This is a genomic window from Hungatella effluvii (assembly GCF_003201875.1).
GTDB lineage: Bacteria > Bacillota > Clostridia > Lachnospirales > Lachnospiraceae > Hungatella > Hungatella effluvii.
In genome coordinates, this window is record NZ_QJKD01000004.1 from 24,647 (window position 1) to 44,594 (window position 19,948).

A 19,948-nucleotide genomic window follows, 5' to 3' on the forward strand; every position below is an offset into this window, starting at 1 on the left:
GAGAAGGAAGGTTGTTATGCCAAATTTAGAAGAATCATATGACATTGTGGTGGTTGGAGCCGGGCACGCCGGCTGCGAGGCGGCGCTGGCGGCAGCCAGACTGGGCCTTGAGACCATCATGTTTACAGTCAGCGTGGACAGCATTGCGCTGATGCCCTGTAATCCCAATATAGGAGGAAGCTCCAAGGGCCATCTGGTGAGAGAGCTGGATGCCTTGGGCGGAGAGATGGGGAAGAATATTGACAAGACCTTTATTCAGTCTAAAATGCTGAATGAATCGAAGGGACCTGCCGTCCATTCCCTGCGTGCGCAGGCGGACAAGCAGAATTACTCCAGAGAGATGAGAAACACACTGGAGAATACGGATCATCTTACGATTCGCCAGGCAGAGGTTTCCGATATTATCGTGGAAAATGGAGTCCTTACAGGAGTAAAGACATTTTCCGGAGCGGTATATCACTGTAAGGCGGCTGTTCTGGCTACGGGGACGTATTTAAAGGCAAGATGTATCTACGGCGATGTGAGTAACGCCACAGGGCCTAATGGTCTTCAGGCGGCGAATTATCTGACGGAATCACTGAAGGCACATGGGATTGAGATGTACCGTTTTAAGACGGGAACTCCGGCCAGAGTGGATAAGCGGAGCATCGATTTTTCCAAGATGGAAGAGCAGTTCGGTGATAAGAAAATAGTACCCTTTTCCTTCTCTACGGATCCCGAAACCATCCAGAAGGAGCAGGTATCCTGCTGGCTTACGTATACCAGCGAGAAGACTCATGAGATTATCCGGGCCAATCTTGACCGCTCTCCGTTGTTTTCCGGTGCGATCGAGGGTACAGGACCCAGATACTGTCCGTCTATAGAGGACAAGGTGGTAAAATTTCCGGATAAGAACCGTCATCAGGTCTTTGTAGAACCGGAGGGATTGTATACGAATGAAATGTACTTAGGCGGTATGTCGAGTTCTCTTCCTGAGGATGTGCAGCATGCCATGTACCGGACTGTTCCGGGACTGGAGCATGTAAAAATCGTGCGAAATGCATATGCGATTGAGTATGATTGTATCAATTCCCGACAGCTGAATGCTACGTTGGAATTTAAGGCCATCAGCGGCCTGTTCAGCGGCGGTCAGTTCAACGGCAGTTCTGGTTATGAGGAAGCGGCAGTCCAGGGCTTTATGGCCGGCGTAAACGCGTCTATGAAGGTATTGGGAAGAGATAGCTTTGTTCTGGACCGATCCCAGGCTTATATCGGCGTTTTAATTGATGATCTGGTAACGAAGGAAAGCCATGAGCCGTACCGCATGATGACTTCCCGTGCGGAGTACCGTCTGCTTTTACGTCAGGATAATGCGGATCTGCGTCTGATGGGAATCGGTCATGAAATGGGACTTGTCACTGACGAACAGTACGAGAAGCTTCTGAAGAAGGAAGCCGCCATTGACGCTGAGATAAAGCGTCTGGAAGCCACTAATATAGGAGCTTCCAGGGAAGTTCAGGACTTTTTGGAGAGAAATGGAAGTACCATCTTAAAGACAGGAACTACATTGGCTGAACTGATCAGAAGACCAGAACTGAATTATGTTATGTTAACTGAATTGGACCCTAAAAGACCAGAATTACCAACCGATGTAATTGAACAGGTTGACATAAATATAAAGTACGACGGCTATATCCGCCGCCAAAAACAACAGGTAGCCCAATATAAGAAGCTGGAAAATAAAAAGCTGGATGCAAATTTTGACTATAGCAGTGTAAAGAGTCTGCGGAAAGAAGCCGCCCAGAAGCTGGATTTATACAGACCGATGTCCATTGGACAGGCTTCAAGAATCTCAGGAGTATCCCCTGCCGATATCTCGGTTCTTCTTGTTCATTTAGAGCAGCTTCGTTATCAGAATAGAATGGAAAAGGATTCCATTCCAGATTCTGAGCCAGAGCCTGAGCGGAAGACAGAGAGACTGGCGTCATCCAGGGAAACAGAAGAAGTGACAGGGAAGGAAGTGTCAGATGACTGCAGAATTTAAAGATAGATTAAATCAAGAATTGAATCAATTTTCTATAAAATTAGAAGATTCACAAATAATTCAATTTTACAAATATTACGAAATATTAGTTGAGTGGAATAAGGTAATGAATCTGACAGCGATTACAGAGCAGAATGAAGTGATTACAAAGCATTTTGTCGATAGTCTTGCTTTAATAAAATCAGTAGAAGAGATATCACTTAATCCTTATCGTATCATTGATATTGGCACTGGGGCTGGTTTTCCCGGAATTCCATTAAAAATTGCATTTCCACAATTAAAAATAACGCTAATGGATTCTCTGAATAAAAGGGTTAAATTTTTAAACGAAGTAATCGAAAAATTGGATTTAAAGGAAATCCAGGCAGTTCACAGCAGAGCGGAGGATTTGGGTAGAGAAAAAGAATATCGTGAGAAATACGATCTTTCAGTTTCCAGAGCGGTTGCGAATTTATCGACACTTTCGGAATACTGTATGCCTTTTGTGAAACCAGGCGGCTTCTTTATCTCATACAAATCAGGAAAAATAGAAGAAGAACTTGCATCGGCAAAACATGCGATTTTTCTTTTAAGCGGTAAATTATCCAGCGTTGAAAGCTTTACACTGGATGGAGCAGATGCAGAGCGTACATTAGTCAAAATAGAGAAGGTAAATGAGATATCAAAAAAGTATCCACGCAAAGCAGGGGTACCCGCCAAAGAGCCTTTAAAGTAATTAAATCATAGCCGGATGTTTCACGTGAAACATCCGGCTATTAATATACCAAACCATCCAGAAAATAGAAAGGAGAGAGAGTCATTAAAAACCTGGCCAATATTATAACATCCTCACGCATTATCTTTGCCATTGCAATTCTGTATATAAAACCATTTTCTATAGCCTTCTGGATCTGTTATTTTCTGGGAGGCCTAAGTGATCTTCTGGATGGTTTCGTTGCCAGAACTTTAAATCAGCAAAGCGCAAAAGGAGCAAAGATTGATAGTATTGCAGATTTTGTATTTGCTGTTTCGATATTTATTATAGTACTTAAACATATATTTTTGCCAGGATGGTTATGGCGCTTTATAAGTTTAATTTTAGTAACTCGAATCATTACATTTAGTGTTGGATTTTATAAATATCGTACATTTTCTTCTCTGCATACTTACTTTAATAAAGCATCTGGATTGTTGATTTTTATGTTTCCATTATTATATATTATTTTGAAGTTAGATGTCGCGGGAACTATTGTGTGTATTATATCATTTGTTGCATCAGTTGAAGAATTAGTGATTACTGTGAAAAGTAGTAGATTAGACAGAGATTGTAAAGGACTTTTTTTTAGGGGAAAGAGATAGCATAGTTATAAAAAAAACTATACTATCTCTTTCTCTATGTTGTATTATAACGTATTATATTAGAAAGATTAATAATGATGGAGTTTGAAAAGTAATAAACTAAAGTAATAAGTATTAAAATAGCATGCCAATAATGTTTGAGTGTCTAGCTTATTTGTCTGATACAAGATTATTATGTTCAGTTATAACTCACTGTATATAGTTCCATTTTTTGAATGTATCTATTTCTTACTTTGTAAATAGTAAGATGCGTTTTTGATATAAATAAAAAGATATAAAGCTTTTCTTCTCTTTATAAACATATATGTGGCAATCTTCTAAAACTGTGTCTCGAGTCAAAATAGTAATTAAAGGTAAGGTATTAATCACGAGTCAATACAGATAGAAGGCCTACTACAAGGCCAACTAATTCTGAATCGCATGATAGAAGCGGAAGAGTAAATTGTTTTCTTTTCCAAGTTCATAGTAAATTAGGCAGGACCGCAGAAAAAAGAGTAGTGAAATCTAGTGCTCCATCCGGCCAAAAACCATAGTATCAGCACTGCCTATTTTGCCATCTGCCGCGTTGTCATCAGTCAGCGGAGGAACCACTCCGCTTCCCTCCTCCGCCTTGCAGACTGACAAAATATTCAGCACTGATACTAAGGTTTCTGACTGGATGGAGCACTAGTATCAAAACATAATTTTGAATAAACATAAAAAAGAAGCGTTTTTTATAATTCTTCCAAAAACGCACAAGCCTCACATTTTCCTGTCTTCCTGCTTTAGCTCCTGACTCTGAAAAAAAACTAAAGCAAGAAACTATTTACTCTTTTTTTCCCTTCACACTCTCTACAATCTCTGTAGCGTAACTCTCGTCCATCTGTATCAAACAAAAAACATCTGTATCGTCTTATACAGCTCCATCGGATTCTCCAATTGCGGTAAGTATTTCGATTCGCTGATCAACGAGCTCTCAATAGCCGGATTGTACTCATGATACTCTCCAATTAACTGTCTGATTGAATCCATGGCAGTTCCGCCAACAATATAAATACTATTATCTATTTTTTTCAATGCATTTACAATATTACATTTCGTATAATTACACTTTACACTTGCATACAACGATTTCGGAGACTCACCCAGGTGTGCAGCTTCATAATATGCATCTACATAGGAGGACTTAACCGAATATGGGTTACAGTAATAGTCCCTTGTAAATTCCTCCGTAATAGCCTGTTTACTGGAGGCTATATGATACAGTAAAGTCCCAATAATCGGAAGATCGAGAATAAATTTATAAAATTTCGCATGCTTATTCGGTATCTGGCTGCATGTGACAAGACTGTCCGGATTAATCAGCATGATCTGGTCAAACAGCTCTGGAGCTTGATTACAGGCCATGATCACAAGCGCAGATGAGGCACCTGAAGCGATAATATTAGTCCGGTGTCCAATCTCAGATTTTATAAAATCCGATAGCAACTGTACGTATAAAAAGTTAGTATACGTTAAATCCGGCTTTTCAGAACGTCCACAGCCGAGTAAATCAATCGTATACACCGTATACTGATCCTTCAAATAGTTGACTAATTGTGTCCATTCGTAGCCACTGGAAAATGCTGTCAAATCATGAACCAGTAAAATGGGTTTTCCAGAGCCGGTTTTTGTATAATGAATGTTACCGAAACGCCATTTATAGCAAAGAGATTTTGACTCTGCCAGAAGATTTTTGGAGGTGGCAGATACTTTAATACATTTATTTATCACCGCAGTAGCAGTAGCAGCACCGGCCGCCAGAGTCAGCAGTGTGAGTAATTTATTTTTAGCTTTCATGATTTCCTCCATTCAGTGCACCAGTCCGCACAGATATATTCCTATTATAATATAATAGAATCCCAGTTACAACGGGGAACATATTAAAAAATTCTTAATCTTAGGCAAAATGTTTCACGTGAAACATTTTTATCCTATTTCTCTATTTTTTTCTTATAAAGCATAGGAAAAAGAATTGAAATGTGCTATACTCTATTTTGAACCGTAATTTCCGGTTGTTACAGGGAGAGGAAATATAAAACATGGGTAGAATTATTGCAATTGCAAACCAAAAAGGCGGTGTCGGTAAGACGACGACCGCAATTAATCTGTCCGCATGTCTGGCAGAATCAGGACAGAAAGTACTAACTGTTGATTTCGATCCGCAGGGAAATGCCACTAGCGGCCTTGGAATAGAGAAGGGCGAAATAGATAAAACAGTTTATGATTTGCTGGTTGGAGAGTGTGATATTGAGGAATGTCTCATTTCTAATATGCAGGAAAATCTGGATCTACTGCCCTCCAATGTAGATCTGGCAGGAGCTGAAATAGAGCTGTTAGAAATAGAGAACAAAGAATCTCTTCTAAAGACATATCTTTCTAAAATCCAGAACAACTATGATTTTATCATCATAGACTGTCCACCATCATTAAACTTATTAACAATCAATGCCCTGACGGCCGCCAATACTGTATTGGTTCCCATTCAGTGCGAATATTATGCATTGGAAGGGCTAAATCAGGTACTTAAAACAGTCAACCTGGTTAAGAAGAAGTTAAATCCTTCTCTGGAGATGGAAGGAGTCGTATTTACCATGTATGATGCCAGGACAAATCTGTCACTGGAAGTCGTGGAAAGCGTAAAAAATAATCTGAATCAAAATATTTACAAAACAATTATACCGAGGAACGTCAGACTAGCAGAAGCGCCGAGCCATGGAATGCCGATTAACTTATACGATTCCAGATCGGCGGGTGCGGAGAGTTACCGGCTGTTGGCAGCCGAAGTAATTAGCAGAGGGGAAGATATTTAGCTATGGCGAAAAGAACAGGATTAGGAAAGGGTCTTGGAGCAATATTTGGAGATGAAGTGATGGAATCTGCGGCAGAAGAGCAGGAAGCAAAACATCAGGCAAAGAGTAAAAAGGCTCAGGAACCGGAGAAAAAAGAGGAAGACAGCGACATTGGCAGGGAATTAATGGTGAAGGTAACATCCATAGAACCGAATCGTGAACAGCCCAGAAAGGACTTTAACGAGGAAGCAATGGGGGAACTGGCTGAATCCATGAAGGTATATGGAGTTTTACAGCCCCTTCTTGTACAGAAAAAGGGTGATTATTACGAGATCATCGCAGGTGAACGCCGCTGGAGGGCCGCTAAACTGGCTGGTCTCAAGGAAGTTCCGGTCGTTATCCGCGAATATACGAAACAGCAGACAATGGAGATCGCTCTCATAGAGAATGTCCAGCGTGAAGATTTAAACCCCATTGAAGAAGCAAGAGCATACCAGCGATTGATTCAGGAGTTTGAACTGAAGCAGGAAGAGATCGCGGCCAGAGTCGGTAAGAGCCGCGTTACCATTACGAACAGTATGAGATTGCTGAAGCTGGATGAACGTGTACAGGAAATGCTGATTCAGAATCAGATAACCGGAGGTCACGCGCGAGCACTCTTAACTGTAGAGGATGGCGAGCTTCAATATAAGCTGGCAGGCAAGATTATAGCCGAAAACTTAAGCGTCCGTGAGATAGAAAAGATCGTCAAGTCACTGTCGAAAAAGAAAAATCCGAAGGAAAAGAATGTGGAAGATGAGAGTCTGGCACTGATTTTCCGTGATCTGGAAGAGCGGATGAAATCAGCGATGGGCACCAAAGTAAGCATTAACAGAAAAGATAAAAATAAAGGAAGAGTAGAAATTGAGTACTATTCTGAGTCAGAATTGGAAAGAATAGTAGAATTGATAGAATCCATAAGATAGTAGTAATGGAAGTGAGGACGAAAGAAATGGATAACAGTATGATGGATTTATGGCCGGTCGACCCGGGCTATATTATTCTGGGGTTGGCTGTACTTACACTAATATTGTTGATTATCGTAATCATCTGCCTGATTCAGATGAGAAGGCTTTACCGCAGATACGATTATTTTATGAGAGGTAAAGACGCAGAAACCCTTGAGGAAATCATCATGGAACAGATGGGAGATATCGAGGCGCTGAAGGCGGAAGACCGTGCGAATAAAGACTCAATCCGCAATACAAATAAGAATTACAGAAGCGCTTTCCAGAAATTTGGTCTCGTGAAATACAATGCTTTCAAAGGTATGGGCGGAAATTTAAGCTTTGCCATGGCTCTTCTCGATTATACCAATACTGGATTCGTCTTAAACTCCGTACACAGCAGAGAAGGCTGCTACGTCTATATCAAAGAAGTAGAGCGGGGAGAAACAGAGGTGCTGCTGGGAAGTGAAGAGAAAGACGCTCTGGAGCAGGCACTGGGATATCATTAAAGTAAAAACCCCATTTCATTTGGGAGGAGATTATTCCTCACAAATGAAATGGGGTTTTGTAATTGTATATATCATAACAATATCTGAGACATATTCGCATGATGCGACTCCGTCAAAGCGGCTCCGATCGCAGTACCATATTCGGCCTGTTCCGGTATAATGAAATGTACATCGAACATCGTTTCCAGAGAGCAGAAAATATCCTTACATTGAGGAAACTTAGCGAGATTGCCAATCATAACAAAGTTGTTAATCGCACTGTTGAGAGAGGAAAGAATGGCAGATTTTCCGATTGCCTGAAGCACCATATTAATGAGGCCGATGGCAATATCCTCTTCGTCGACCTGACTCCTCACCTTGCCGAAGTTAGAGGCCGTAGCGGTGAGTGGGAGTCCAGGAAGGGCCTCCTTGGAAATATCACAGATCTGTAAATCTACGTGACTTAAATCGCCGCCGCTGGCCAGTTCCATGATCTTGCTGATCTCCTGTGTCTTTAAAAGCAAACTGGATAAGCCGATGATAGTTCCACCGCCGATACCAATACCTCCGGTATGCACGATCTTATCGCCGTTTACCTGGACAAAAGAGGTGCCAGTACCCATACTGACCACAATTAAATCATTCATGCCGGTAAAGTAGCGGCCACCCAATCCATTGGAAGTAAACTCATCTACCTTGAAAGTAGGAATGCCATAAAGCGGCTGTTCCACATTGGCGCTTCCGACTCCTGTTATCATGATCTTCTCTATATCACTTAACTGTATTGCATTGTCATAAATAAATTTTCCAAATGCACCGAAAAGAGATGCAATAGGATTATTAGCTTTCACGAATGTTGGAATTTTCAAGTTATTATTTTCAAAACCAACAATTTTAGTAGTGCTTCCTCCGATGTCAATTCCTATGATAATTCCCATGGTCAAGAATCTCCTTTGATTGATTACAGTGACCCTAGTATATCATAGATTTTCAGGAATGCAAAGTTCTTAAATCAATCCAATAATCATATAAACGGCGATAGCAATTGAAAAAACAGCTACCCCTTTCTTGAGAACCCTTACATTTATCCGTCCAGCCTGTCCTGCGCCAAAGAAAACACCGATGGCCTGGCATACAAAGCTGATCAGACAGAGAACGAGAAGCCCCTCCTTAGGGCAATTGGAGAGATATCCCACGCAGGCAGGAAGAGCAATAAAAATGGAGTCAAACAGGCTGACACCCACAGCAGTTCGAACCGGCATTCCAAGCGTAACCAGTATTGGCATGACGAGAATCGGCCCGCCTGCACCGGAAAGAGCGCAGATAGCGCCTGTGATAAAGCCGAACAACAGTACGAACGGCTTGTTGCCAAGTAACCCGGTATAAACTGCAGAGCCGGACGGTAAAGCGGCAGAAGAATCACCAGAGGAAGCAGTCTCAGGCTTATCCTTTTTAACCAGAATAGAGAGACCAGACGCCAGTACCACCAGGTAAAGGAACATCTTAGCGGTGGTCAGAGGAATCATAAAATTCAGCTTGACGCCGAGCACCGCCCCCGCGATACTTCCGATTCCCACCAGAACACCAAATTTCAGATCCATCTGTCCCTGCCTTTGATAGCGGTAGGAACCGATAATTCCCGAGGTGAGAAAGGAGATAAAGCTCAAGGCCAGAGACAGGCTTAAATCCATGCCTAAATAGCCAGTGAATACAATGGGAAGCAGGAATCCGGCGATGCCGGAGACTCCTACCAGGGTGCCGACAATCAGGTTCATGACAGCTATTACCGGTAACATAATTCGTCCTCCATAAGATGGTTTTTCGTAAGCCAGGAATGCGCTTCAAAGCGTATTTTTTCTTCGTCCAGCGTGAGAATCTCTCTGTTCCTCATCAGGAATTTCCCCGCGGCGATGGAATGGATCACATCCTGTGAAGAAACACTTTCTACCAGGGTGTGTACCAGATTGTTTGTAGGGTAAAGATGAGGCTGATCTAAATCAACCGCAATTAAATCGGCACAGAAGCCTTCTTTCAGCTGACCTGATTTGTTATGTAAACCGAGCGTGCAGCTTCCGCCTTCCAGAGCCATGGAGAGAATCGTCTCTGCAGGCATAATTACAGGGTTGGATTCCGGGACACCGTAACGGATGTTCATGATGGAGCGGAATATCTTCATCTCCTGGAAGAGGCTCATGCCTCCATGTGCGGTTCCATCCGTTCCAAATGCCACGGATATTCCGCTTTCCAGAAGTCTTGGGGTATTGGGGACGCCTTTCCCGCAGTTGCTGAACGGGCAGTGGACTGCCTTAACTCCATTAGCAGCCATAAGCTCTATCTCATGCTCTGACAGCAGTATGCTGTGTGCACTGACAAAATGATCTGAAAGCACTCCAAGGCTGTCTAAATACTCCATAGGCCGCATCTGATAGCGCTCCAGGTGGTAATTGATCTCATTCGGATATTCGTTCATATGGGCTTCCACCATGGCGCTGCGCTCCGAGGCAGCCTCAAATACACCGCGAATCAGTTCCTCGGAACAGGAAATCAGGGAGCGGAGAGAGTAGTAGACGCTCAGCCTTCCGTCGCCGGAGCCGTTCCAGGCGTTGTAGTATTCATTTAAACGGGAAATGGATTCTGCCGCGTCAGCCCTCATGGAATCAGGAACTTTCGTATCATCCATGGTAGACAGTGTGAGTGCGCCTCGCAGACCAGATTTTATGTAAACTTTAGCCGCTTCATCCATATGAATTCCTCCCGCATCGAGGAAGGAAGTGGTACCTCCGCGGATCATTTCCAGGGAGGAGAGAGCAGCGCTTAGGGATACGGCCTCCGGAGTCAGAGTGCTTTCAAATGGAAGCATAATTCGTGTCCAGATCATCGGCAGAGCATCCAGAATCTTTCCGCGAAGCAGCTGCTGACAGGTGTGCATATGACCGTCTGTCAGGCCAGGCATCCAGAGGAGGCGGCTCCCGTCTACAGTCTGCTCCGCCTCCGGGCAGGAGAGGGAGCCAGAGCTGCAGATCCTGGAAATCATACCGTCTTTTATGGCGACATCCACGCCGGGGCGAATGGTCATGTCTGGCGTCAGGATGCGTGTATTTTGAATCAGTATATCATAGATGGGTTCTTTCATATAATAATCTCCATAAATCTATTGATTTAAAACGAATTAAATTGCGTGAGTCAGAGACAGAACAATGTTAGAAACCAGGGCGGAACCGAAGAATGTTCCTGTCATGACGAGAAGAGCGATAATAATCATCTTCCAGCCCTGTTTTGCGAAGGCTTTAATCTCATTTCCAATAGAAATACCGGCAAATGCACCTACCATGGTCAGAGGAGCCGTAAAATTGATCTTGTTGGCGGACTCAATTACAAAGGAAGAGATCGGTGAGATCGGACATGCCGCTAAGAGTCCCACAATCGAGCAGTAGGCCACGATTGGAAGCTTTAACGGGATAATCTTGCTTAATACAACTCCGATGCAGGAGATGACAAGGAGCACGCATACACCTGGCAGAGAGTCGAGAAATGCTACCTTAAATCCAACAAAGTTTGCCGTCATGATGCCAAGGCAGGCAATAACCAGTAAAAATCCCCATTCTTTATATCTCATAATCGTCAGTCCTCCTTATTTTTCTCCGCGCAGACGTGCAATCTTTGGTTCCAGGAACGCATACAGCTTGTTGCAGAGCGGAATTCCTATAAATATAGCAACGTAGATACCAGTGATTCCGGAAAGGGTCTCACTGGTGCTGGCAAGCGCCGAAATCTTATCGGCCATAGCCGGGTAAATCTCTGTTAGGCTGGCCGTGGCTGACGCCATCATGATACCGGCGCCGACGCCGGAGGCCATTCCCAGTGCGTATGGGTGGAAAATATTTAAAGCCGCTACCATGGTAGCCATAAATCCGAAATAAATGGTTCCGATCATGCCGCCGACTATGTAAATGGATAAGCTGCCGCGGGCTTCCGGTGAATCCGGTCCATACATATCTGTGATCAAGGCCAAATTGGTTTCCCGGTTGATAGAATGCGTTGCACCGATTGCCTCACGCTTTAAGCCGAGGAGAAGTGCAAATGGCATAGCGAGGAAGATCGTTCCCAGATTGCCGATTTCCTGCAGTAAGAGAGCCGGACCGGCCTGAATAACCGTTGAAAGGCTGGCGCCTGCATTGATGCCGAGCTTTGCGATAAAGGGGCAGATAGCCACGATTACCAGCTTTGACGCTGCGGTTACTTCTTTTTCTTTCATGACCTTTAAGATCTGCGGTCCTGATAAAATACCCATGAAGAGAGAGTAGAAGATCGGGAACAGGATCAGCATTCCGGGGCCGAGAGGAATCTTAATCTGGCCGATGCTGTCTGCAATCAGGATAAAGATAAAGGCTATGATGTACACACGGTACTCTGTCTTGATCCGCTCCTTTAGGGAGGAATACTGGAAGGTTTCTTTTTTCATACACTTACGCTCCTTTTGGTAAAATGGTAACATTCGCTTCGGATATGTTTGATAGCTTTATTCTAGCGGAAGAGAAGCAGATAAAAAAGGACAAATGAGATATTTTGCACAAAAATAGGGAAAAATGTTTTTATAATTATAAGATAGTACTAAATTGTGCGAGATTTGATGAGTAAACGGGCAATAAAAAAAAGGTCTGTACAGATAACGGGAGTACCCGTTGCTCTGTACAAACCTTTTTTGAATCAGTTAAGAATCTGAAACTGATTAAGCTGCGTATACGTTGACAGCCTGGATTCCACGGTTGCCCTGAGTGGTATCGAAAGTAACTTTCTGACCATCTTCCAGAGACTTATAACCATCTGTCATAATTCCGGAAAAATGAACGAAAACTTCTTCTCCTGTCTCGTCGTTTGTGATGAAGCCGTAACCCTTTGAGCTGTTAAACCATTTTACTGTACCCTTATTCATGAGGTACCTCCTAATATAATATTATTATATTTGTTCTGAAACTAAAAATCACATATTTTTGTAAAGCATTATTAACAAATAATGACTTACAAAAATATGTGAATCAAAATCTCATTAAAATACTCTATTATGATATCATAGTACGAAAAAATTGTCAAGCAATTCTGAAAATTATTTTATCTCTGTTTTTGGTACCAATATTTTACATTTGTTTTTTCGCGCTGTATAATAAAAGAAGCGAAAACATCGGAAAAGGAGCCGGAATATGAATTGGGAGGAATTGCTGAAACGAGCGCCAAAGCTTGAGGCGTATATCAAACATATGCCGCCGGATATTAAGGCCCGCAGTGTCATTAAGGTGATACCGCCGGGACAGATCATCCACCAGAAGAATTACGAGCTGGACTATTTTGCATTTGTCTGCTGCGGAGACCACCGGGCCATCAATGAATTTGAAAACGGTAATGTGTATATGATTGAGAAGAACGAGGCCATAGACTTTGTGGGCGAGGTAACGATCCTGGCGGGGCAGGAGCGGACCTCTGTCACCCTGGAGACCATTACGGAATGTGTTCTCCTCCAGATGCCGAGGAAGGATTTTGAGCGGTGGATTAAGGAAGATATTAATCTTCTCTATTTAATTGCCAGCAAGGTGGCGTTTAAGCTGTACCGTTCTTCGTCCAAGAATGGGGCGACACTGTTCTATCCGCCCAACTTTCTGCTCTTGGAGTATCTGGTACAGTACGCCGATAAGCATATGACAGGAAATAAGACGAGCATTACAGTTCCATTTACCAGGAATCAGCTGGAGGAGGAGCTGGGAATCAATATTAAGACCTTGAACAGGACTGTTAAGAAGTTAAAGGATACCGGCATGATCGGGATCACAAAAGGAAAGCTGACCTTTGATAAAGAGCAGTATAACAAGGCCGTTGCAGAGCTGGCTGTGTTGAGAAAGGGGGCAAATCACTGGTAAAACAGCTGGTTGGGACTGGAAATTATATCAGTATAAAAGTATTTATTAGATTTGAATAAAAATGGGGGTGATATTGTTATTTTTTTGTCAATTCTATTATTGACAATTATTTAACGAAAACATATAATGATACTACAAAGTTCGTTAAAAAAATATCGAACATAAAAAAACCTATTAAACTTATTAAAAAAACTGGAGGTAAGTCAGGATGGCAAAGAAAGAAGAACAGGTAAAAGTTCCGGAAATCATTGACAATGTAGACGCTTTGGTTGCAAAGATGGAAGCAATGAGAGAAGCTCAGAGAGAATTTGCAACCTTCACACAGGAACAGGTGGACAAGATCTTCTATGAAGCAGCTAGTGCAGCCAATAAAATGAGACTCCCTCTCGCCAAGATGGCAGTGGAAGAAACCGGCATGGGTGTTGTGGAAGATAAGGTTATCAAAAACAACTACGCAGCTGAGTACATCTACAATGCCTATAAAGATACAAAGACCTGCGGTGTTATTGAAGAAGATAAGGCATACGGAATTAAGAAGCTGGCAGAGCCGATCGGTATCGTAGCAGCTGTTATTCCTACAACAAACCCGACTTCAACTGCGATCTTTAAGACACTGATTTCTTTAAAGACAAGAAACGCGATCATCATTTCTCCACATCCGCGTGCTAAGAATTCCACGATCGCTGCCGCAAAGGTAGTTCTGGACGCAGCTGTTAAGGCCGGCGCACCGGAGGGAATCATCAGCTGGATCGATGTTCCTTCACTGGAATTAACGAACGAAGTTATGAGAAGCGCAGACATCATTCTGGCCACAGGCGGCCCTGGAATGGTTAAGGCTGCTTACTCTTCAGGAAAACCGGCACTGGGCGTAGGCGCAGGCAATACACCGGTTATCATCGACGATACAGCCAATATTAAGCTGGCAGTAAACTCCATTATCCATTCCAAGACCTTTGATAACGGTATGATCTGTGCTTCCGAGCAGTCCGTTACCGTTCTGGAAAAGGTATATGATGAAGCGAGAAAAGAATTTGCGGCAAGAGGCTGCTACTTCTTAAAGGGTGATGAGATTGAAAAGGTTCGTAAGACCATCATCATCAACGGCGCTTTAAATGCCAAGATTGTAGGACAGACGGCTTACACCATTGCAAAGCTTGCAGGTGTCGAGGTACCGGAAGCGACCAAGATCTTAATCGGCGAGGTTGATTCTGTTAATATAGATGAAGAGTTTGCACATGAGAAACTGTCTCCGGTTCTTGCCATGTATAAGGCAAAGGATTTCGACGACGCGCTTGCAAAAGCAGCTCAGCTGGTTGCTGACGGCGGCTACGGCCACACGGCTTCCCTGTACGTAAATGTAAATGAGCATGAGAAGATCATGAAGCATGCCGAGGCTATGAAGACATGCCGTATTCTGACCAACACTCCATCTTCTCAGGGCGGTATCGGTGATATCTACAACTTCAAGATGACTCCATCCCTGACATTAGGCTGTGGTTCCTGGGGCGGAAACTCCGTATCTGAAAACGTAGGTGTAAAACATCTGTTAAATATCAAGACCGTTGCCGAGAGGAGAGAGAACATGCTGTGGTTCAGAAATCCTGAAAAGGTTTACTTCAAAAAAGGCTGTATGCCTGTTGCACTGAGCGAATTAAAGGATGTATATGGCAAGAAGAGAGCATTCGTTGTAACAGACTCCTTCCTTTACATGAACGGTTATACAAAACCGATTACAGATAAATTAGACGAAATGGGCATCGTATACACGGTATTCTCCGATGTACAGCCAGACCCGACGCTTGCCAACGCACAGGCAGGTGCAAAGGCTATGAGAGCATTCCAGCCGGATACCATCATCGCTCTGGGCGGCGGTTCCGCTATGGACGCAGCCAAGATCATGTGGGTAATGTATGAGCATCCGGAAGTAGACTTCCAGGATATGGCTATGCGTTTCATGGATATCCGTAAGAGAGTCTACACTTTCCCGAAGATGGGTGAGAAAGCATATTTCATCGCGATCCCGACCTCTTCCGGTACTGGTTCCGAGGTTACCTCCTTCGCAGTTATCACAGACCAGGATACAGGCGTTAAATATCCGCTGGCTGACTACGAATTAATGCCTAAGATGGCGATTGTCGATGCAGACAACATGATGAGCCAGCCGAAGGGCTTAACAAGCGCTTCCGGTGTCGATGTTCTGACTCATGCTCTGGAAGCCTATGCATCTGTTATGGCTTCTGATTATACAGACGGCCTTGCGTTAAAGGCTATGAAGAATGTACTGGAATACCTGCCGACAGCTTATAATGACGGATCTAATGTTGAGGCAAGATGCAAGATGGCTGATGCTTCTTGTATGGCTGGTATGGCATTTAATAACGCATTCCTGGGTGTATGCCACTCCATGGCTCATAAACTGGGGGCATTCCATCACCTTCCACACGGTGTTGCAAATGCTTTGTTAATCACTCTGGTTATGGAATTCAATGCATCTGAAGTACCAACCAAGATGGGCACTTTCCCGCAGTATGAATATCCGCATACACTTGCAAGATACGCGGAATGCGGACGTTTCTGCGGAATTCAGGGAAAGAATGATGCTGAAGTATTGAAGAAATTTATCGATAAGATTGAAGAATTAAAAGCAGCAGTAGGAATTAAGAAGACGATCAAAGAGTATGGTGTAGATGAGAAGTACTTCTTAGATACGTTAGATGCTATGGTAGAGCAGGCATTTGATGATCAGTGTACCGGGGCTAACCCGAGATATCCGCTGATGAGCGAGCTCAAAGAGATGTATTTAAAGGCTTACTACGGTAAATAAGTTTAAATAGGTGGCAAAGGGCCGTACCCGATTCGCGGGACGGTCCTTTGTGTTATATAAATTAAGCAAATAACCGAAGCCAAGCTCCAAATAAAACCATACTTTCCCGAGAATGAGTATGAACCCCATGTTCGAGACGTGTGTACTGTTTGGTACATGATAGTTTTGTAAACAGGCTTTCTACCGTATCGGGAGGACAAACTTCATCTTGACCGCCTCCTGAAAGCATGACCGGTATATGCAGCCGATGGGCATGAGAAAGCGTATCGATATATCCCAACCGATTCCAGAAGATATCCTCGGGTACAGATTGACGATATGGACTTAATATGCCGTAAGCGTTTCCTTTCAGCCTGGAGGACGGAAAATTAGTCAGGAAAGGAATGTCTGCGCAGACACATCGAACTGCCGATCCCAAAATAGATGCCAGTAAAAGGGCAGTTCCTCCGCCCTGGCTGGTTCCAAAGACAGAGAGCCGGTCAGGAAGGACATCAGGCTGCAGGACTGCCCAGCGTATTGCCAGTAAACAGTCTGTAAGCCAGTCTTCGTAACCTCCCGGTTTGCCCGTTATTGTATTATGAAGTACAGGCCAGTTTCCATCCGGTGCTGTCTTTGAAGTATCTGGACCGGAGGGACTAACATAACCCTGAGGCGATATGTGAAGTATATGGTACCCCATGTCTGCAAGCTGTGGATGAAGGTTTATGAAACCTCCGTAACCCGGCAGGTTTATTAGCAGCGGGGCAGGAGAGCTTATAGATGGCTGCCAGTAACCATAAAAAGTACGTCGTTTTTCTTCAGTTTTAAATTGAATAAATTTATTCTGAAGAGTACAGGGGTTGTTACCAAACTCGATACGGATTGGTGAGTTTGGTAAAATGGACACTTCCGTTTTCATATTCTGACTTTTCTTTAGTAAATCAGAGGCCCATTTGTCAATTTCATGTGATGATGGATAACAAGAAAAGGCTTGAGCTTCTGAAAATAGTTCTTTTGGCATGATAGCACACCTCCTTTTAAACTATTATAGTCATAAAATAACTTTACCGATAGTAATATTTTGATTATAATCAAGACAAAACAACTATATTTCAATCGAATTATTAAGGAGAGGTACAATGGAGGAGAATCATTCACTTATCTATTCACTTCGTTTTAACTTTATTTATGTTGATGTATATTCATTCACACGAATGTGGATCTACCCTACAACAGTATTGCCATATGGGCTGCTGCGTTATATTCTGGCAGGCGAAGGTGAATTTGTTCTGGATGGACGAAGACATAATGTAAAACCTAATCAGGTAGTTTATATCCCACAGGGGACAACTCTTGACTGTAAAGCATTTACCGACGATTTTAAATTTATGAGTATCCGTTTTGTAACGACTATACAACTTAAGAATAATGATTTTTTATCGAACTATTTTAATGTGTTGGATGTGACAGAGGCGGAAGATGAAAGGGTTTTGTCTTATTTCAGAGAGATTTATGAGACTGCAAGCTTTAATAAAAGCATTGGGAAAATGTTTAAAATTAGAGGATATCTAGAGCTGATTATTGCATGGCTGACAGAGCGGGGGGGGAAAAGGCAGCAGTCTCAACTTGAACTAAATTCAACTGCATATACAATTGAGAAACTGCAGCAGCGCGCAAGAAAGTCTGGTAATGTCAGCAGGGATCCAAGAATACAGGCTGTAGAGGATTATATAGTAGCACATCCAAAGGATCCTCTGGATTTAAAGCTTCTCTGCAGTATTGCGGAAGTCAGTGAATCTTCACTGCGTCGTCTTTTTAAAATACAAACAGGAAAATCTCCTGGAGATTATATTAAAGAGCTCCGCATGCTGACTGCATCCCGCGAACTTTTGGCGTCAGAACGAAGAATATCAGATATTGCTTATGACCTGGGTTATAATGATCCCAATTATTTTACCCGTACGTTTCATTCGGTTTTCGGAATTTCTCCTCAGGAATATCGTAAGGTATCCAGAGAAGGCAGTACGGTAGAATTTAAAAGAAAATAGCCACATACGTTTAAATGTTAATTGTTTTATGCTAATTTTGAGCGATTTACATCTTGTATGCAGGTGCCAGGATAGATTATGATAAATACATAAAAATGCACAAAAAAAATAAATAAAAAAGGAGAAAATTATGAAAAAGTCATTATCGTTGCTCTTGACACTTCCGATTATTGCCTGTCTGGCAGCTTGCAGCAGCAACACCTCAACACCTGCGACAACGGCAGAAAACAACGCAAAACAAGAGGAAACAGCAGAAACAGTGAAAGAAGAACCAGGAGAAGAACCCTTAAAAGGTGAGATTACGTTTTGGCATTCCTTTACACAGGGGGGACGCCTGGATACCATTCAGGCAGCCGCGAATGATTTTATGAAAGAAAATCCAGATGTTAAAATCACGATTGAAACATTTTCCTGGCCGGATTTTTATACAAAATGGACAACCGGTCTTGCATCGGGTAATGTGCCGGATATGAGTACTGCTCTTCCGAACCATGTTGTAGAAATGATTGATGCGGATGCCATTTTACCGATGGATAATCTGATTGATAAGATAGGTAGAGATCGTTTTTATGAAGCACCAATTAAGGAAATGACGGTGGACGGCAGTTGCTATGCGATTCCGATCTATTCTCATGCGCAGGTAATGTGGTATTTTACCAATATACTTGATAAGTATAATCTTGAGGTGCCTGCTACCTGGGATGAATTATATACAGCCGCGAAAACCATTTCAGACGGAGAAAACGGATCGGTCTACGGCTGTTCGGTTCCTCTGGGTACCAATGATATGATGGCGACGCGTTATTTGAATTTTTATGTTAGAAGCGCGAATGAAACTCTTATTAAAGAGGATGGAACCGCTAATTTAACAAGCCAGGCAGCAATAGACGGCATTAATTATTGGGTTAAGATGTATAAAGAATGTTCGCCGGCTGAATCAATTAACTATAACGTTTTGGATCATGCCACACTGTACTATACTGGAAAAAATGCATTTGATTTTAATTCCGGTTTCCAGATTGGCGGTGTTGATACTAATGCACCGGAGCTGTTGGATTTTGTAGCGTGCGCTCCAATGCCAACAATAAACAAGGGTGATGAGCAGAGAGGATATGAAACCTCTAATATTCCTATGGTAATATGGAAAAATTCAAAGCATCCCGAGATTTGCGAAGCATTTATTAAGTTTCTGTATCAGCCGGAATACTACGTTCCGTTCCTTCAGTCTGTTCCTGTAGGCATGCTGCCTGCACTTAAGGACATTGCATCAAATGAAGAGTTTCTTTCTGATCCGATGATTCAGAAATTCTCTAATGAAATGAAGGTAATCTCAGATGCGGTTGGAACCGGAACTGCAATCGGAATGGAATACGGTCCTAAGCCGCAGGCAGGTCTGCTTACAAGTCAGGGTGTAATTGAGAATATGTTCCAGGAAATTATACTGAAGGGAACGCCTGTGGAGGAAGCGGCTAAAGCGGCAGAAGATAAGCTGAACGAGCTTTTTGAAACATTGGAATGATTAACAAGTTGATGAAACGGGGCG

The 19,948-nt window shown here is 42.9% G+C and carries 18 protein-coding genes; 10 read left to right on the forward strand and 8 right to left on the reverse strand.

From position 1 onward, the window contains the following. Positions 1-16: 16 nt before the first annotated feature. From mnmG to DFR60_RS08735, 3 genes are all read left to right on the forward strand, one after another. Complete coding sequence (mnmG, locus tag DFR60_RS08725) at positions 17-2,023, forward strand: tRNA uridine-5-carboxymethylaminomethyl(34) synthesis enzyme MnmG (RefSeq protein ID WP_110322555.1); 2,007 nt, start codon at positions 17-19, stop codon at positions 2,021-2,023. Then, complete coding sequence (gene rsmG, locus DFR60_RS08730) at positions 2,007-2,738, forward strand: 16S rRNA (guanine(527)-N(7))-methyltransferase RsmG (RefSeq protein ID WP_110322556.1); 732 nt, start codon at positions 2,007-2,009, stop codon at positions 2,736-2,738. Before mnmG ends, rsmG begins: the two co-directional genes overlap by 17 nt. Positions 2,739-2,839: 101 nt before the next feature. Beyond that, a complete protein-coding gene (locus DFR60_RS08735; protein ID WP_278321380.1) occupies positions 2,840-3,361 on the forward strand; it encodes a CDP-alcohol phosphatidyltransferase family protein in 522 nt (173 codons plus the stop codon). 867 nt (positions 3,362-4,228) lie between these two features. Here the strand turns inward: DFR60_RS08735 and DFR60_RS08740 are convergent. Further along, positions 4,229-5,179: an alpha/beta fold hydrolase gene (locus tag DFR60_RS08740; RefSeq protein WP_110322558.1), complete on the reverse strand. Its 951-nt coding sequence runs from the start codon at positions 5,177-5,179 to the stop codon at positions 4,229-4,231. Between the two features lie 242 nt (positions 5,180-5,421). On the opposite strand from DFR60_RS08740, the gene DFR60_RS08745 reads away from it, so the two are divergent. The 3 genes from DFR60_RS08745 to DFR60_RS08755 are packed head-to-tail and all read left to right on the forward strand — an operon-like array spanning position 5,422 to position 7,666. Beyond that, positions 5,422-6,192: a ParA family protein gene (locus DFR60_RS08745; protein WP_002605400.1), complete on the forward strand. Its 771-nt coding sequence runs from the start codon at positions 5,422-5,424 to the stop codon at positions 6,190-6,192. Positions 6,193-6,194: 2 nt separating this feature from the next. After that, positions 6,195-7,136, forward strand: coding sequence for a ParB/RepB/Spo0J family partition protein (locus DFR60_RS08750; RefSeq protein ID WP_110322559.1), 942 nt, complete (start codon positions 6,195-6,197; stop codon positions 7,134-7,136). 26 nt (positions 7,137-7,162) lie between these two features. After that, positions 7,163-7,666: a DUF4446 family protein gene (locus tag DFR60_RS08755; RefSeq protein ID WP_110322843.1), complete on the forward strand. Its 504-nt coding sequence runs from the start codon at positions 7,163-7,165 to the stop codon at positions 7,664-7,666. 71 nt (positions 7,667-7,737) lie between these two features. Here the strand turns inward: DFR60_RS08755 and coaW are convergent, their stop codons facing one another. From coaW to DFR60_RS08785, 6 genes are all read right to left on the reverse strand, one after another. Beyond that, entirely contained in the window at positions 7,738-8,583 is an 846-nt protein-coding gene (gene coaW, locus DFR60_RS08760; protein ID WP_110322560.1) for a type II pantothenate kinase, read from the reverse strand. Between the two features lie 69 nt (positions 8,584-8,652). Further along, positions 8,653-9,441 carry a sulfite exporter TauE/SafE family protein gene (locus tag DFR60_RS08765; protein ID WP_110322561.1) on the reverse strand — a complete coding sequence of 263 codons (789 nt, stop codon included), beginning with the start codon at positions 9,439-9,441 and terminating at the stop codon, positions 8,653-8,655. Next, complete coding sequence (locus tag DFR60_RS08770; protein ID WP_110322562.1) at positions 9,429-10,778, reverse strand: amidohydrolase family protein; 1,350 nt, start codon at positions 10,776-10,778, stop codon at positions 9,429-9,431. Before DFR60_RS08770 ends, DFR60_RS08765 begins: the two co-directional genes overlap by 13 nt. Positions 10,779-10,814: 36 nt before the next feature. Further along, positions 10,815-11,261 (reverse strand): hypothetical protein, encoded by a 447-nt coding sequence (locus DFR60_RS08775; RefSeq protein WP_110322563.1) that lies wholly within the window; start codon positions 11,259-11,261, stop codon positions 10,815-10,817. Between the two features lie 15 nt (positions 11,262-11,276). Further along, a complete protein-coding gene (locus DFR60_RS08780) occupies positions 11,277-12,107 on the reverse strand; it encodes a DUF3100 domain-containing protein (RefSeq protein ID WP_110322564.1) in 831 nt (276 codons plus the stop codon). A 267-nt stretch (positions 12,108-12,374) separates the two neighbouring features. Continuing rightward, on the reverse strand, positions 12,375-12,578 hold the full coding sequence (locus tag DFR60_RS08785; protein WP_002605391.1) for a cold-shock protein: 204 nt from the start codon (positions 12,576-12,578) through the stop codon (positions 12,375-12,377). A gap of 265 nt (positions 12,579-12,843) precedes the next feature. Between DFR60_RS08785 and DFR60_RS08790 the strand changes: the two genes are divergently transcribed. Both DFR60_RS08790 and adhE read left to right on the forward strand, forming a co-directional pair. Beyond that, the gene (locus DFR60_RS08790; protein ID WP_110322565.1) at positions 12,844-13,554 is read left to right on the forward strand and encodes a Crp/Fnr family transcriptional regulator; all 711 of its coding nucleotides are present in this window, start codon (positions 12,844-12,846) and stop codon (positions 13,552-13,554) included. Between the two features lie 208 nt (positions 13,555-13,762). Beyond that, positions 13,763-16,378 carry a bifunctional acetaldehyde-CoA/alcohol dehydrogenase gene (gene adhE, locus DFR60_RS08795; RefSeq protein ID WP_110322566.1) on the forward strand — a complete coding sequence of 872 codons (2,616 nt, stop codon included), beginning with the start codon at positions 13,763-13,765 and terminating at the stop codon, positions 16,376-16,378. A gap of 61 nt (positions 16,379-16,439) precedes the next feature. Here adhE and DFR60_RS08800 read toward each other — a convergent pair whose 3' ends face one another. Then, positions 16,440-17,378: an acetylxylan esterase gene (locus DFR60_RS08800; protein WP_110322567.1), complete on the reverse strand. Its 939-nt coding sequence runs from the start codon at positions 17,376-17,378 to the stop codon at positions 16,440-16,442. Between the two features lie 118 nt (positions 17,379-17,496). Here DFR60_RS08800 and DFR60_RS08805 point away from each other — a divergent pair, with 118 nt between their 5' ends. Both DFR60_RS08805 and DFR60_RS08810 read left to right on the forward strand, forming a co-directional pair. After that, positions 17,497-18,405, forward strand: coding sequence for a helix-turn-helix domain-containing protein (locus DFR60_RS08805; RefSeq protein WP_110322568.1), 909 nt, complete (start codon positions 17,497-17,499; stop codon positions 18,403-18,405). Positions 18,406-18,535: 130 nt separating this feature from the next. Next, on the forward strand, positions 18,536-19,924 hold the full coding sequence (locus DFR60_RS08810) for an ABC transporter substrate-binding protein (protein WP_110322569.1): 1,389 nt from the start codon (positions 18,536-18,538) through the stop codon (positions 19,922-19,924). The last annotated feature ends 24 nt before the right edge of the window (positions 19,925-19,948 follow it).

What these genes read in the sequence shown, in the direction of transcription:
- mnmG (WP_110322555.1), top strand. Translation starts at nt 17, where the DNA reads ATGCCAAATTTAGAAGAATCATATGACATTGTGGTGGTTGGAGCCGGG.
- rsmG (WP_110322556.1), top strand. Translation starts at nt 2,007, where the DNA reads ATGACTGCAGAATTTAAAGATAGATTAAATCAAGAATTGAATCAATTT.
- DFR60_RS08740 (WP_110322558.1), bottom strand. Translation starts at nt 5,179, where the DNA reads ATGAAAGCTAAAAATAAATTACTCACACTGCTGACTCTGGCGGCCGGT.
- DFR60_RS08745 (WP_002605400.1), top strand. Translation starts at nt 5,422, where the DNA reads ATGGGTAGAATTATTGCAATTGCAAACCAAAAAGGCGGTGTCGGTAAG.
- DFR60_RS08750 (WP_110322559.1), top strand. Translation starts at nt 6,195, where the DNA reads ATGGCGAAAAGAACAGGATTAGGAAAGGGTCTTGGAGCAATATTTGGA.
- DFR60_RS08755 (WP_110322843.1), top strand. Translation starts at nt 7,163, where the DNA reads ATGGATAACAGTATGATGGATTTATGGCCGGTCGACCCGGGCTATATT.
- coaW (WP_110322560.1), bottom strand. Translation starts at nt 8,583, where the DNA reads ATGGGAATTATCATAGGAATTGACATCGGAGGAAGCACTACTAAAATT.
- DFR60_RS08765 (WP_110322561.1), bottom strand. Translation starts at nt 9,441, where the DNA reads ATGTTACCGGTAATAGCTGTCATGAACCTGATTGTCGGCACCCTGGTA.
- DFR60_RS08770 (WP_110322562.1), bottom strand. Translation starts at nt 10,778, where the DNA reads ATGAAAGAACCCATCTATGATATACTGATTCAAAATACACGCATCCTG.
- DFR60_RS08775 (WP_110322563.1), bottom strand. Translation starts at nt 11,261, where the DNA reads ATGAGATATAAAGAATGGGGATTTTTACTGGTTATTGCCTGCCTTGGC.
- DFR60_RS08780 (WP_110322564.1), bottom strand. Translation starts at nt 12,107, where the DNA reads ATGAAAAAAGAAACCTTCCAGTATTCCTCCCTAAAGGAGCGGATCAAG.
- DFR60_RS08785 (WP_002605391.1), bottom strand. Translation starts at nt 12,578, where the DNA reads ATGAATAAGGGTACAGTAAAATGGTTTAACAGCTCAAAGGGTTACGGC.
- DFR60_RS08790 (WP_110322565.1), top strand. Translation starts at nt 12,844, where the DNA reads ATGAATTGGGAGGAATTGCTGAAACGAGCGCCAAAGCTTGAGGCGTAT.
- adhE (WP_110322566.1), top strand. Translation starts at nt 13,763, where the DNA reads ATGGCAAAGAAAGAAGAACAGGTAAAAGTTCCGGAAATCATTGACAAT.
- DFR60_RS08800 (WP_110322567.1), bottom strand. Translation starts at nt 17,378, where the DNA reads ATGCCAAAAGAACTATTTTCAGAAGCTCAAGCCTTTTCTTGTTATCCA.
- DFR60_RS08805 (WP_110322568.1), top strand. Translation starts at nt 17,497, where the DNA reads ATGGAGGAGAATCATTCACTTATCTATTCACTTCGTTTTAACTTTATT.
- DFR60_RS08810 (WP_110322569.1), top strand. Translation starts at nt 18,536, where the DNA reads ATGAAAAAGTCATTATCGTTGCTCTTGACACTTCCGATTATTGCCTGT.